Origin of the sequence: Dietzia sp. IN118 (assembly GCF_032905965.1) — a bacterium.
GTDB classification, from domain to species: Bacteria; Actinomycetota; Actinomycetes; order Mycobacteriales; family Mycobacteriaceae; genus Dietzia; species Dietzia kunjamensis.
The window spans coordinates 98845-111916 of sequence record NZ_JAUMSR010000001.1 but is presented as its reverse complement, the minus strand read 5'-3'; the positions used below and the strand labels follow the sequence as shown (position 1 = coordinate 111916).

Genomic DNA, 13072 nt, shown 5'->3' with positions numbered 1-13072 from the left:
ACCCGATTGGCCCTAGACTGGGGATCGTGTCCGAGCCAGTCGCCCCGCCACTGACCGACCCGGGGCGCCTGCTCGAGCTCGCCGCCTCCGGTGACCTCCAGGCCTTCGGTCGCTTCTACGACCTCATGTCCCCGCGCGTCTACGGCCTGGCCCTGAGGGTCCTGCGGGACCCGGGGTACGCCGAGGAGACCGTGCAGGAGGTCTTCCTCCAGGTCTGGAAGCAGGCTGCCGACTACCGGCCGAGTCTGGGATCGGTGCAGTCCTGGGTGCTGACCATCACGCACCGTCGGGCGGTGGACCGGGTCCGATCGGAGACGTCCGCCGCGCGGCGCGACGAGATGGACGCGGCGGCGGACTTCACCCGGTCCGGCGACATCGCGGAGCAGGTCACCGAGCAGATCTCCCGTGACGAGGACGCCGCGGAGGTCCGCAGATGTCTGGGGACCCTCACGGAGAACCAGCGCGAGTCCATCGAGATGGCCTACTTCTCCGGACAGACCTACCGCGAGGTCGCCGACCATCTCGGCACCGCGCTACCGACGATCAAATCGAGAATCCGCGACGGTCTCCGTCGCCTGAAGAACTGCCTGGGAGGTGAGCTGTCATGAGCATTCGACACCACGATCATCCGTCGGACCTGGGCAGCGTTCGTCCCGAGGACCTCGACCTCTACGCCCTGGACGCCCTGGACGATGACGAGGCCGAAGCCGTCGAGATGGCGCTGGTCAGCGCATCGGCCGAGGAGAAGTCGTCCATGCTGGCGCACATCGCCTCGACGCGTGAGGTCGTCGCCGGCATCGTCGCCGACGCCGGGCTCGACACCGCGCCCCCGCCGCAGTTGCGGGATCGCGTCCTGGAGTTGGCCGCTGCCGGTACCCCCCGCGGGCCGGCACGGCCGGCCGACGCCGGGGACACCGACCGGGATCAGCCCGGCGGAGGCACCGACGTGGTCGACCTGAGCCGGGAGCGCGAGCGCCGGCGGCCCGGTCCGCTGTCGTTCCTCGCCGCCGCGGCGGCCGCCGTGGTGCTGGTCGCCGGTGGCTTGACCATCGGTCGCATCACCGACAACGCAGGGGGCGACAGCTCGGTGCCCGTCGCGGCCCCGCCGTCGATACCCGGCAAGGTTTCCTCGCTGCTGGCGGCGGAGGACCTCGCGGTGGTCCGCGGCCAGGTCGGCGCGACCGGTACCGCCACCGTCCTGGCGTCCAAGACGGAGGACATGGCGGTCATCTCGATGACCGACCTCCCCGAGCCGGCCACCGGCCGCGCCTACCAGCTGTGGTTGATGGGTGACCACGAGCCCATCTCGGCGGGGACGATGGAGTCCGGCCAGGTCGGACCGTCGCCCTCGGCGCAGATCGACGGCATCCGCAACTCCGAGCAGATCGGCATCACCGAGGAGCCCGCGGGGGGATCGCCGGCGCCGACCGGTCAGGTCCTCCTGGCCGTCGACATCGACTGACCCGGCGTTCCGGCTCGCAGGCGATGCCCGCGCGGGCGGCTGCCCCTCGGAGGCCTTCGTCAGGCCTGCCACCACGGCCGCAGCGGCACATCCCAGGTCATGGTGTCGCCCAGCCGGACCGCGAGGATCTGGTGCAGCTGGATCTTGTTGTGTTCGAACCCGTACTGGCACGCGCCCATGTAAAGGCCCCACAGTTTGGCCATGGGCTCGTCGACCTCCTCCACGGCGTCGTCCCAGTGCTCGACCAGGTTGGCGCACCAGTCCCGCAGGGTGAACGCGTAGTGCTGGCGCAGGTTCTCCTCGTGCACCACCTCGAAGCCCGCGTTCTCGGCCTCCAGGTGCACGGTCCCGGCGCCCGCGAGCTCGCCGTCGGGGAAGATGTACCGGTCGATGAACTGGCCCGCCTTGACCGTGCGCGAGTTGTCCGGCCGGGTGATGCAGTGATTGAGCAGGCGCCCGCCGGGCCGCAGATAATTGTGCAGCCGGGTGAAGTAGTCGTGGTAGTTCTTGCGGCCGATGTGCTCGGTGATGCCGATCGAGCTGACGGCGTCGAAGTCGCGTTCGGGTACGTCCCGGTAGTCCTGCAACCGGACCTCCGCCAGGTCGCCCAGCCCGTCGGCCTCGATCGCGGCCTGCCCCCACTCGACCTGTTCCTTGGACAGGGTCACGCCGATCACCCGCACGCCCCGCGCGGCGGCGTAGCGGACCATGCCGCCCCAACCGCACCCCACGTCGAGTAGCCGGTCGCCGGCCTGGAGACCCAGCTTGTCGAACACCAGCCGGTACTTGTTCTCCTGCGCCTCCTCGAGGGAGGTGTCGGGGGCGGTGTAGCAGGCGCACGTGTACGTCATGGATTCCCCGAGGATCCACTCGTAGAAGCGGTTCGACACGTCGTAGTGGTAGCTGACGACCTCGGAGTCCCGCTCCTTGGAGTGTCGGTGCATCCCCGACACCACCCGCTTCCACGCGGGCTTGACCTCCATGGGCGGCGTGGGGAGGAATCTGATGTTCTCCGTGCCCACCGCCCGGGCGATCCGGGCGAGGGTCCGGGCATCGGGGGTGCGGGTCATGTGTTTGCGGAAGACCTCGAGCGCCCCGAACACGTCGTGGGGCGCCCCGGGGTGGACACCGTCCATCTCGAGTTCACCCATGAGGTAGGCCCGCGCGAGCCCGAGGTCACCGGGGGCGGTGACGAAGTACTGCAGCGCCTTCTCGCTCTTCAGCCGCAGCACCAGGTCACTGTTCTCGGGTCCGATCGAGGACCCGTCGTAGGCCTCGATCCGCAGGGGCGGTTCACCGGCGGCGAAGGCGCCGATGATCTCGCCGATCGTCATCTTCCCCGGGGCACCAGCGGTCCCCGCACTCGTCGTGGTCACCGTGCACCCACCGCCTTGTCGTAGAGGGTCGCGAACCGGCCCTCGGGATCGAATTCCGTCTTGAGCCTGCCAGCGTGGTCACCGCCGTAGAGCTGGGCGAACTCCTCGCGGGAGTAGAAGACCTCCGAGTACAGCGACTTGTGACCGCCGAGTGCGGAGACCTCCTCCTCGATGCGCCGGTTCCACGCCCCCTCGGCCATGCCGGGTCCGATCGGCGCGGACGACCAGAAGCCGATGTTGACGTAGGTCGTGTCCGGGGCCAGCGGGTACAGCGGCCAGGGCCGGTCGGAGCCGGGGCCGCCGCCCACGCCGGGCGAGGGGCTGGACTCGCGCAGGCGCAGCGGGCAGATCCACAGCGGCTCGATGGGCACCTCGCGCAGGAACCACCCGAGGAAGTCGGCGGTGTGGTCGATGGTGACCTCCACGTCCTGCACCACCCGCTCGCGCGGGCCCTCGCCCTTGAGCGCGCCGATCCTGTTGCCCAGGTCGTATTTGTGGTCCAACCCGATGATCTTCCAGTACGCCGCGCTCCTCAGCAGCTGTTGCGGCCAGAACCTGCGGATGCGCGGGTTCTGCACGCCGAACGCCCGCGAGCACCAGAACCAGTCCGTGTCCCAGCGCCAGAGGTAGTCGCGGATCGTCAGGCGGTCGCGCTCCACCGAGCCGGCGGGACCGCCGTGCTGGATCGAGCGGTAGAAGATCGCCTGCTTGTCGGCCACCCCGGTGTAGTCCGAGACGGGCCCCGGCTCGTCGGTCCGCCGACCCAGGCACAGGTACGACTCGTCGGCCGAGAACACGACCCCGTCGAGGAAGTCGACCTCCTCGTCGTCGTATCGCTCGTCCTCGCTGATCCGCGCCAACGCCGCCTCGAGCGCGGTGAGGGAGTCGAACCGTACGTGTCGCAGTTCCACGAAGCGTCCCACCGGCTCGAGTGCGATCCGCAGCCGCACCGCGTACCCGAGCGAGCCGTAGGAGTTGGGGAAGCCACGGAAGAGCGCGCGTTCGCGCTCGGTGCCGTCGGGGCGGGCGGTGACGATCTCGCCGGTGCCGGTGAGCACGTCCATCTCGAGCACGGACTCGTGCGGTAGGCCCAGGCGGAACGAGGAGGACTCGATGCCCAGCCCGGTGACCGCGCCACCGAGGGTGATGGTCTTGAGCTGCGGCACCACGTACGGCATCAGCCCGTGCGGCAGCGTCGCGTCGACCAGGTCCTCGTAGGTGCACATGCCCTGGACGTCGGCGGTGCGCGCCCCGGGGTCGACGGAGATGACGCGCGTGAGACCGGAGGTGTCGAGACCGGGCGACGACGACGAGGCGCGCGGCCGGAACAGGTTGGACGTCCGCTTGGCCAGCCGAACCGGTTCACCTGCGGGCACGGCCCGGAAGCTCTCGACCAGTCGCCGCACGCCTTCGTCATGTCGGGCGGTACCCACGACGAGTGGGTCGGCGAGGCTGGTGGCAGTTCCCATGCGCCCCACCCTAGTGCGGCTCGGGGACCCCGGCGCATGATCGGGGGATGGGTGCCGGCACCGGGGCGGGCCTCCACCCCGGTGGGCCGAACGCGTAGCCGAGCCGCTCGCGCCAGCTCGCGGCACCGCGGAGGTCCCGCCAGATGGCGACGTACTCGTGCGTCTGGAGCCAGAACGGGTTGTGCGAGGTCACCGGCGTCGTGAGCCCGTAGGTGGGCCGGTGGGTCTCGGGGCGGAAGGTGCCGAACAGGCGGTCCCAGATGATGAGGATCCCGCCGTAGTTGCGGTCCAGGTATTCGGCGTCGCTGCCGTGGTGCACGCGGTGGTGAGAGGGGGTGTTGAACACGAACTCGACCGGTCCGGGCAGCCAACCGATGCGCTCGGTGTGCACGAAGAACTGGTAGACGAGCGAGATCGAGAACCCGGTGAAGACCATCCACGGCGGCACCCCCAACAGAGGTAGAGGCAGCCAGGCGACGATCTCCCCGGAGTTGTTCCACTTCTGGCGCAAGACGGTCGCGAAGTTGTAGTACTCACTCGAATGGTGGGCCTGGTGGGTGGCCCAGACGAGCCGGATCCGGTGCCGAGATCCACTCGATGGCGACGAGCGCGATGAACACCGGAAGTGCCAGCAGAACCGGCTCGTGCAACGGATCCGCGAGGGCCCCCAGCGACTCGGAGTACCCCATCTCGTTCAGATCTCGATTGTGACACCACTCACAGACAATCGGGGCATCAGGCCCGGTCGGGCCGCGCAGGTGCAATACCCTCGCGACAGCACCGGCCCCGAGTGCCTGTGTCGCGCAACCGACTCGAAGAGGAGGACCCACCGTGGCCGTCACACCCCGGTCCGTACGCACCCGTTCCCGCACCCTCGCGGCCGCATCCGGCCTCGCAGCTCTGGCCCTCGTGCTGGGGGCCTGCGGCGAGGAGGGCGAGGCCGAGCAGGCCGTCGGCGAGGCCACCAGCGCGGTGGGGTCCGTCGCCGCCGAGGCCACGTCGGCGGTGGGTGACGCGATGAACGACGGCGGCGAGGGCGGCGAGGGCGGCGCCACGACCGGCAACGGCCCGCAGCCCGAAGGCTCCGAGGAAGGTGGGGGCGAGAGCCCGAACCCGGACGAGGAGTTCCTGAACGACATCCAACGCGTCGGCGTGGACACGCCGGACGAGCAGGACTACATCACCCGCGGCCGTGACGCCTGCGCGTCGTTCGACGAGGGCACCGGCTACATCGACGTGCTCCAGATGTACAACGACGCCCATCCCGATGCTCCCGTGATCGAGGCACCGGCAGTGGTGACGGCCGCGGTCAAGGCGTACTGCTCGCAGCACCTGCCGCTCGTCGGCGACGGAGGCGAGAACGGCGGTGGCGAGAACGGCGGAAGCGAAAACAGCGGAAGCGAAAACAGCGAAGGCGCCTAGGACCGACCCCGTCAGATCCCGGCGCGGTCGAGCGCCTCGGCGGTGAGGCGGCGGCCCAGCGCGATCAGCTCGTCCGCCCGGTGGAAGTCGAACGTCGAACACGCGTCCGAGGGGACCTCCACCAGCACATCGGGGCGGTTGCCGGCCATGCGGTAAGCCGTCACGATGCTCTCCATCGCCTCGATGGTGTGGGTGACCACGTCGAAGATCCGTAGGGACCCGGGAAGGGATTCCTCGGCATCGGCGGCGACCTCCTGCTCGCCCTCGTCGACCACCTCTTCCACCACGTCAGACGGCTGACCGGGCGCCCGGACTCCGGCCGTCCCGTCGTAGACGCCGTCGACCGCGTCGTCGGCCACGTCACCGCCGGCATCCGATGAGTCCTCGTCCTCCGGGACAGCCGGATCCTGACCGAGTCGCGCGGCGATCAGTCGCACCAGGTCGCCGTCGCGGACATCCGCTGCGGCGGTCCGGATCCGGCCTGTCAGCGTGCCCGCCGGCCTCGCCCCGGCCGCGGCACCCCTCCGGGAGATCTTCGGCTCGGCCTCGGGGGACACCTCGTCCGGATCCGAACTCTCCTGGAACGTCGACCCTCGGATCCCGGACCGACGCCCCGTCAGCGAGACCGCCAGCAGCAGGTCGCTGTTCACGGGCGCCAACGGTTCCAGCGGGACGGGGTTGGTCACGCCACCGTCGACGATCAACCGCCCTCCGACCAACGCCGGGGTGATGACGCTGGGGATGGCGAACGACGCCCGCACCGCCACGTCCGCGGGGCCGCGGGTGAACCAGACCTCCCGGCGGGCCCGCAGATCGGTGGCGACGGCGGTGAACGGGATCTCGAGATCCTCGATGCGGACGTCGTCCAACATCGCCCCGATCACCGCCATGATCCTGTTCGCCCGGATGGCGCCGCCGCCCGCGAAGGAGACGTCGAGGAGCCGCAGGACGGCGGGCTGGGTCAGGCCCCGCACCCACTTCTCGAAGTCGTCGAGCTTGCCGGCCGCGTAGAGGGCACCCACGACGGCACCCATCGACGCCCCGGAGACACCGACCACCTCGTGTCCACGTGCCTGCAGCTCACGGATCACGCCGATGTGCGTGTATCCACGCGCCCCGCCCGAGCCCAGTGCCAACGCGACCCTCACAGGCGCCCCTTTCGGTCGAGTCCGACCACGCGTCCCCCGCGTGTCCGCCCCCAGTGTGCACCCGTCCCGTCCGGGTACAGGACGTCAACTCCACGGTCCGTGTCGTAGGTGGGATCTACCGTCAGCATCGCATCGAGCACCTGTTCGACGCCGGGCACCGGGCCCGATACACCCGCACAGAGGAGATCCCATGTCCCACACCGCCATCCCGCCCCGTACCGGCTCCGCCTACGCCCCCACCATCGACCGCGACATGCTGCGGGTCGCCGCTAACGTCGAGCGCTCCGGGATGCACGTCGTCCACGTCGGCGAGGGCTGCGACTGCGGCGACTGCGCCGCCACACCACTTCCTCCGGACGACAGGTTCGGCTACACCATCGGACTGACGGATCTGGGGCACCCCGAGTTGCTCGTGCGGGGCCTGGCGGCGCGGGAGACCGCCGATCTGCTGGGCCGGTGGGGCGAGACCGTCCTGGCCGGCCAGGTCTTCGATGCCGGGCACCTGCTGTGCGAGGGCTCCGGCGGCCCGACCTGGGAACTGGTCCCCGTACGCCGGCCGTCCCGCACCCTGCGCTGGGCGGGCAGGTACTACCGCACCTCCGGAACCGGGGGCCTGGCCGCGCTGGAGTTGATCCCGGCCCGCCGGCCGTGCCCCTGCGAGGGGTGTAGCTGACGGTCCGGGCCCGGCGAGGGTCGTCGTAGGGTCTAACCATGCCCCGTCACCAGCTGCACCTGGATGCGCGTTCGCCGTCGATCATCGTCCCGATCACCGCCGGCGACCTCACGCAACTGGAGCAGCAGGCCGCGGCGTTGGCCGACGATCCCGTGGTCGATCTCGTCGAGTGGCGGGTCGACCTCTACGAGCCCGCCCCCGCCCGGTCCGGGGCGGCCGCCGCCGAGGCCGGGACGTCGACCGATCCCGGCCCGGCGGTGGCAGCGCTCGAGGCCCTGGCCGGGCTGCTTCCGGACACCCCGATCCTGGCCACGTTCCGCACCACGGCCGAGGGCGGTAGTGCCGGGATCACCGACGACGCCTACATCGCGCTGGTCGCATCTCTCGCGGCGACCGGCCTGGTGGCGGCGGTGGACGTCGAGCACAGGCACCCGCGGGCGGCACGGGCGATCGAGGCGGCCCACGCGCACGGCACCTCGGTGGTGGCGTCGAACCACGACTTCGATGCCACCCCGCCGGCCGCGGAGATCGTCGCTCGACTGGAGGCCATGGAAGCCGCCGGGGCGGACGTGGCCAAGATCGCCGTGATGCCCCGCTCGGCGGCCGACGTGGTGACGCTGATCGCGGCCACCGAGAGTCGCCACCGCGTCGCCGGTATCCCGCTGATCACCATGTCTATGGGCGCGCTCGGGGCGGTGACGCGTATCGGCGGCGGCACGTTCGGATCGGCGGCCACCTTCGCCACCGTGGGCGCGGCTTCGGCGCCGGGGCAGTTGCCGGCGGTCGGGGTGCGGGCCGCGCTCGATCTGCTGGGTTAGCCGTAGCGCCGCAGGACCTCCTTGCGGAGGCCGGAGGTGGCCACGTCCGCGATGTGCTTCTGGGCCTTCTTGAGCATCACTCCGGGAAATTTGATCTTGAGGTCCACCTCGAGGTCGAAGACCACCTCGGTGGTGCCGTCGCCCTTGTCCGTCAGCACATAACGCGCGTTCTGCACATTCTGGGTGCTGCTCTCGACGAGCGACCAGCTCACCTCGCCGTCGTACCACTCATACCGCACGACCATCTCGTCGGTCACGCCGTACTGCGCGATCTTCTCCCACACCACGATCGGCCACCCCTCGTCGTCGGCCTCGCGGATCTCGACCTCGCGGTGGGCCTCCGACCAGTCGACGAGGGATTCGACGTCGGCGAGGACCTCCATGATCTCCGGGATGCCGGCCTCGATCGTGGTCACTGACTTCACTGACACTGCCATGGTCGCCAAAGTTACCCTCGCGGCCCGCCCGTGGTGCGAGGATCGGTCCATGATCGCCGCAGCCGGTCCCGGCGGGTCGAGCGCAGACCGCAAGGTCGCGTTGCTGCGGGGGATCAACGTGGGCAGGTCGGCCAGGATCGCGATGGCGGACCTGCGGGCCTGCACCGAGGAGTCGGGCTGCACGGAGGTGAGAACCGTCCTCGCCACCGGGAACGTCGTGCTCACCGACCCACGCACCGAGGACGAACTCCGGGCGGTGCTCGAAGCCGCCTACGCCGACAGGTTCGGCTACGACGCGGTGGTGCAGGTCCTCACCCGCGATGCGGTCGAGGAGGCGGTGGCGGCGTACCCGTTCGAGTCGCTCGACGAGCACCACGACTACGTCGTGTTCTCCGATGACCCGGCGGTCACCCGGGCGGTCGCCGAGGCGATGGGCGCGGCGATCGAGCCCGGCGGCACCGAGGTCGTGACAGCGGGATCAGGGTGCGTGTACTGGCGGGTTCCCAAGGGGGCGACGCTGAACTCGGCCGCCGGCAAGGCCTCCGGCAACCTAGCGCATGACCGTCACCTGACGAGCAGGAACCTCCGGACGCTACACAAGATCCTCGCGGTGGGCTGAGACGCGTCAGGGCCCTTGGACGGACGCGCCGATCGTGTCGACGAAGGCAGCGAGGGGCCCGAAGATCGCGGGGAAGATCCCGTCCCACATGGCCTGCAGCTGGGAGAGGTCGAACGGGGGCATCGGTCACGCTCCTTCTGTGGGAGGGGTGGCGTGCGGGCTCTCCGCCTGCGCCGGGTTCCCTTCCGCAGACAGGATCCTCTGCACACGTGCTCGGACGCAACCCTTTGCCCGTGGCAGACTGCGAGCGATGTCCCACCGCCCGCCCACCGGATCCACTACCGTCGCGCTGGCCGCCGTGCTGTTGGCGGCCCTCGCGCTGGGTGGGTGCTCGTCGGACCCGCAGGAACCCGCGCCCGGGGACGCGGGCGCGACGTCCGTGTCCACCTCGGCGGCGCGGGTGCCGACGGCCGCGCCGCGGGAGTCCCCGCCCCCGGCGCGGACATCGTCCCCCGCCACCGACAGTCCCGTCCCCTCGGAGTGGGGCTCGCCCTCGCCCGTCCCGCCGTTCATCGAGGCCGCGACCTGGGGCGACTCCGACTACGGGGTGACGCTCGAGGTCGCCCCGTCCACCGCCGGCCGCCAGGCGTGGGGGGACGACGATTCGCGAACGGCCTGGCGGGAGGTCGTCCGGCTCGTCCCCGAGGCCGACAGCCCGGGGATGTGGGAGCAGTTCGACTGCCACTGGACCTGGGCGCGACTGCTCGAGCCGGACAAGCCCACCTGGAATCTCGAGCCGTGGCGGCCGGTGGTCTCGCCAGAGCGCATGCTGGCCGAGGGGTGCAACCCGGGAGGGCCGGAGGTGTGAGGGCGATCCGCCGCGCCACCGTGGCCGACGCCGCCGGTTGTCTGGACGTGTACGCGCCGTACGTCCGCGAGACCACGGCGACGTTCGAGACCGAGGTGCCGCCGGTCGACGAGTTCGCGGCGCGGATCGACCGGGCACTGGCGGGGTACGACTGGCTGGTGGCCGAGCTCGACGGCCGGATCGTCGGGTACGCCTACGCCGGGCCGGTCAAGGACCGCGCGGCGTACCGCTGGTCATGCGAGGTGAGCGTCTACGTCGATCCGGGCGCGCACGGCCTCGGGTTGGGGCGGTCGCTGTACCGGGAGCTGTTCGCCCGGCTCGAGGCGGCCGGGTTCCGCCGACTGCTGGCGATCGTGACCCTTCCCAACGAGCCGAGTGTGGCTCTACACCTAGCCATGGGGTTCCGCGAGGCGGGCCAGCTGGAACGGATCGGGTTCAAGCACGGGCGGTGGCTCGACGTGGGGTGGCTGCAGGCCGACCTGGGACCGGAGTCCGGCGCGCCGCCCCACTGACCTGCTCGTGGTCTGCCTCGACCTGCCCGCCCGGCCCAGTGCGACCGGCGGCCGGGGTGGCGCGGCGGACCAGCCCGGCGCACAGCTCGTCGAGCCAACCCCCCACCGACCCGCGGGCGGCTTCGGTGCCCGGATAGCGGCAGCGCACGTGCAGCCCCGAACCGCTGACCACGAACCACACCATCACCCCGTCGGTCCGGATCGCGGCCGACACGTGCTGCGGGCTGAGGCTCAGGTCCACGTCAACCGGCAGGCGGCGGTGGTCGAGCCACGAGATCGCGAACATCCCCGGGGTGTGCGGCATCCCGCCGTACGGGGCGAGTATCGGCCCCAGTGCGTGCGAACCGAGGTCGACGGCCTCGCGCACGGCCACCGCGCACGCGGCCGGGTCGGGGTCGTCGCACTCGATCACGGAGTTGGTGATGAACCACCCCACCGAGTCGTTCCAGCGGGCGGTGCGCACATCGTGGCGGGAGTGCACCGGCAGGACCGCGCGCAGGCCCACCCCGGCGCGGCGGTGGAGTACGGCCGTCATCTCGGCGATCGCCAGCGAGATCATGCGTACTCCGCCGGCGGCGGCCGCCTCATCCAGGGCGGCGACCCCGGCCGGGTCGAGCACGTCGCGCACCTCGACCACCTCCTCGCGCGGGGTGGAGATGTCGCCCAGGTCGAGCGGGAATACCGGCATCTCACCGCCGCCGCGGGCCAGGATCGCGGCCCAGCGTCGGTGCACCTCGTCCGGCGCGGGCGGGCGGGCGGCGAGCTCGGCGGTGTGGGCGGCGAACGCCGTCGCCGGCGGCAGGCAGGTGCCCGGTTCGAGGCCGCAGGCCAGGTCGTCGAGGCACGAGCAGAAGTCGCGCATCAGCACCAGCAGCGACCAGGCGTCGACGTGGCAGTGGTCGAGCCCGATCACCACGACCGGCCGCTCCCGCTCGTCCCGCGGCTCCACCAGGCACAGCGCGTGCGCCGGCCGGGCGAACGGGCAGCACGCCTTGTCGAACACCCGGCGCAGGACGGCCCTCGGGTCCTCCCCCGGCTCCGCGGGCGGGGTCCGCCACCCGAGTGGCCGCACGGTCACGGGCCGAAGGCGCAGCTCGTCGTCGTTGTCGTCGTCACGGTCGTCGCGGTCGGTCCTCCCCGCGTGCTCGTCGCGGTCGTGCCCGCCTCCGGTGAGCACCGTGCGCAGCGTCTCGTGGCGCGCGACCACCGCGAGCCACGCCCGCGCGACCTCGTCCCGGTCGGCCGGGAACGGCAGCGTGAACGCCACGGCCATCCACGAGCCCGGGCGGGGGCCGAGCGAGGCGTGGCGCGCCTGGTCGAACGAGGGGGATCGATCCTCGCCGTGAGCTGGGGTGACATCGGTCGCAAACCGGTGCACGACGCCGTCGGGGAGCGACATCCGCGTTACGGTGGTGAGCCTCATGGCCCGGACGGTAGGGGCGGCGTGTTACGGGGAAAGGCGCGAAGTGTGACGACGACGAGACGGCTCGACGCCCGGCCCGGCGGGGACGGGCCCGCGCTCGCCCGCGACGTACGCGGGAACGGGCTGCCGGTGGTGCAGTTGCACGGGCTCAGCTCGAGCCGGCGCCGCGACGAGGTGTTCGGCCTCGACCTCACGGCGGGCCGCGACGGCCTGCGGGTCGTGCGCTACGACGCCCGCGGTCACGGTGAGTCCCCGGGCACCGCGGACCCGGACGACTACACGTGGCCGGCGCTGGCCCGCGATCTGCTCGCACTGCTCGACGAGGAGTTCCCCGGCCAGCGAGTCCACGGTGTGGGTCAGTCGATGGGGTCAGCGACGCTGCTGACCGCGGCGGTGGCCGAGCCGGAGCGGTTCGCATCGCTCACCCTGGGCATCCCGCCGACGGTGTGGCAGTGGCGGCGGGAACAGTCGCGGCTGTACGAGTTGGCCGCGCGGCAGGTGGAACGCTGGGGCGGGGCCCGGTGGTCCGAGGTGACGCGGCAGCCGCCCACCTCGCCGGCCATCGACCCGGCCCGGCCGGTCACCGCGCCCGACGTGGCGGACGAGTGGCTGCCCGCGGCGTTCCGGGGCGCGGCCGCGACCGATCTGCCGCCACGGGAGGAGGTGGCCCGGCTCGGGATGCCGGTGCTGTTGCTCGCGTGGCCCCTGGATGCCTCGCATCCGCTGGAGGTGGCCGAGGAGCTTTTGGAGTTGCTGCCCGACGCCCGGCTGGAGGTGGCTCGCACCCCGGCCGAGGTGGCCTCGTGGCCGCGGGTGGTGGGTGACTTCATGCGTGCTGGCGGCGGCTGAGCGGGGCAGCGCCCGGCGACCCGGCGGCGCCCGAGCGGTGGCACCGCGGCGCCGGC

The 13072-nt window shown here is 71.5% G+C and carries 15 protein-coding genes and 1 pseudogene; 9 read left to right on the top strand and 7 right to left on the bottom strand.

The genetic code is table 11. The annotated features are described in order from the left end of the window. The first annotated feature begins 26 nt into the window (after positions 1–26). Together sigK and Q2K20_RS00610 are read left to right on the top strand one after the other, a co-directional pair. On the top strand, positions 27–608 hold the full coding sequence (sigK, locus tag Q2K20_RS00615) for an ECF RNA polymerase sigma factor SigK (RefSeq protein WP_119192554.1): 582 nt from the start codon (positions 27–29) through the stop codon (positions 606–608). Beyond that, a complete protein-coding gene (locus Q2K20_RS00610; RefSeq protein ID WP_283466012.1) occupies positions 605–1462 on the top strand; it encodes an anti-sigma factor in 858 nt (285 codons plus the stop codon). The genes sigK and Q2K20_RS00610 overlap by 4 nt, the downstream gene beginning before the upstream one ends. A gap of 59 nt (positions 1463–1521) precedes the next feature. Here the strand turns inward: Q2K20_RS00610 and Q2K20_RS00605 are convergent, their stop codons facing one another. From Q2K20_RS00605 to Q2K20_RS00590, 4 genes and pseudogenes are all read right to left on the bottom strand, one after another. After that, a complete protein-coding gene (locus Q2K20_RS00605) occupies positions 1522–2838 on the bottom strand; it encodes a class I SAM-dependent methyltransferase (protein ID WP_317176509.1) in 1317 nt (438 codons plus the stop codon). Beyond that, positions 2835–4307, bottom strand: a complete 1473-nt coding sequence (locus tag Q2K20_RS00600; protein WP_317176508.1) for an FAD-binding oxidoreductase — start codon at positions 4305–4307, stop codon at positions 2835–2837. The genes Q2K20_RS00605 and Q2K20_RS00600 overlap by 4 nt, the downstream gene beginning before the upstream one ends. 10 nt (positions 4308–4317) lie before the next feature. Then, positions 4318–4890 (bottom strand): annotated as a pseudogene (locus tag Q2K20_RS00595) (sterol desaturase family protein); the annotation flags it as partial. Next, on the bottom strand, positions 4841–4996 hold the full coding sequence (locus Q2K20_RS00590) for a hypothetical protein (RefSeq protein WP_156523633.1): 156 nt from the start codon (positions 4994–4996) through the stop codon (positions 4841–4843). The gene Q2K20_RS00590 and the pseudogene Q2K20_RS00595, both read right to left, overlap by 50 nt. Before the next feature lie 142 nt (positions 4997–5138). Here Q2K20_RS00590 and Q2K20_RS00585 point away from each other — a divergent pair, with 142 nt between their 5' ends. Continuing rightward, positions 5139–5729: a DUF732 domain-containing protein gene (locus Q2K20_RS00585; RefSeq protein WP_069389925.1), complete on the top strand. Its 591-nt coding sequence runs from the start codon at positions 5139–5141 to the stop codon at positions 5727–5729. 11 nt (positions 5730–5740) lie between these two features. Here the strand turns inward: Q2K20_RS00585 and Q2K20_RS00580 are convergent, their stop codons facing one another. Beyond that, positions 5741–6877: a patatin-like phospholipase family protein gene (locus tag Q2K20_RS00580; protein WP_069389924.1), complete on the bottom strand. Its 1137-nt coding sequence runs from the start codon at positions 6875–6877 to the stop codon at positions 5741–5743. Between the two features lie 190 nt (positions 6878–7067). Here Q2K20_RS00580 and Q2K20_RS00575 point away from each other — a divergent pair, with 190 nt between their 5' ends. Beyond that, complete coding sequence (locus Q2K20_RS00575; protein WP_069389923.1) at positions 7068–7550, top strand: DUF4262 domain-containing protein; 483 nt, start codon at positions 7068–7070, stop codon at positions 7548–7550. 38 nt (positions 7551–7588) lie between these two features. Beyond that, positions 7589–8368 (top strand): type I 3-dehydroquinate dehydratase, encoded by a 780-nt coding sequence (gene aroD / locus Q2K20_RS00570; protein ID WP_069389922.1) that lies wholly within the window; start codon positions 7589–7591, stop codon positions 8366–8368. Here the strand turns inward: aroD and Q2K20_RS00565 are convergent. After that, positions 8365–8805, bottom strand: a complete 441-nt coding sequence (locus Q2K20_RS00565) for an SRPBCC family protein (protein WP_069389930.1) — start codon at positions 8803–8805, stop codon at positions 8365–8367. The genes aroD and Q2K20_RS00565 overlap by 4 nt on opposite strands. Before the next feature lie 49 nt (positions 8806–8854). On the opposite strand from Q2K20_RS00565, the gene Q2K20_RS00560 reads away from it, so the two are divergent. The 3 genes from Q2K20_RS00560 (at position 8855) to Q2K20_RS00550 (ending at position 10744) form a co-directional block, all read left to right on the top strand. Next, on the top strand, positions 8855–9424 hold the full coding sequence (locus tag Q2K20_RS00560) for a DUF1697 domain-containing protein (RefSeq protein ID WP_069389921.1): 570 nt from the start codon (positions 8855–8857) through the stop codon (positions 9422–9424). A gap of 250 nt (positions 9425–9674) precedes the next feature. Continuing rightward, positions 9675–10232 (top strand): DUF2599 domain-containing protein, encoded by a 558-nt coding sequence (locus tag Q2K20_RS00555; protein ID WP_069389920.1) that lies wholly within the window; start codon positions 9675–9677, stop codon positions 10230–10232. Beyond that, a complete protein-coding gene (locus tag Q2K20_RS00550; protein ID WP_069389919.1) occupies positions 10229–10744 on the top strand; it encodes a GNAT family N-acetyltransferase in 516 nt (171 codons plus the stop codon). The genes Q2K20_RS00555 and Q2K20_RS00550 overlap by 4 nt, the downstream gene beginning before the upstream one ends. On the opposite strand, the gene Q2K20_RS00545 is transcribed toward Q2K20_RS00550, so the two are convergent. After that, positions 10668–12167, bottom strand: coding sequence for a hypothetical protein (locus tag Q2K20_RS00545; protein WP_269503470.1), 1500 nt, complete (start codon positions 12165–12167; stop codon positions 10668–10670). The genes Q2K20_RS00550 and Q2K20_RS00545 overlap by 77 nt on opposite strands. Positions 12168–12212: 45 nt before the next feature. On the opposite strand from Q2K20_RS00545, the gene Q2K20_RS00540 reads away from it, so the two are divergent. Further along, positions 12213–13016 (top strand): alpha/beta fold hydrolase, encoded by an 804-nt coding sequence (locus Q2K20_RS00540; RefSeq protein ID WP_269503472.1) that lies wholly within the window; start codon positions 12213–12215, stop codon positions 13014–13016. The last annotated feature ends 56 nt before the right edge of the window (positions 13017–13072 follow it).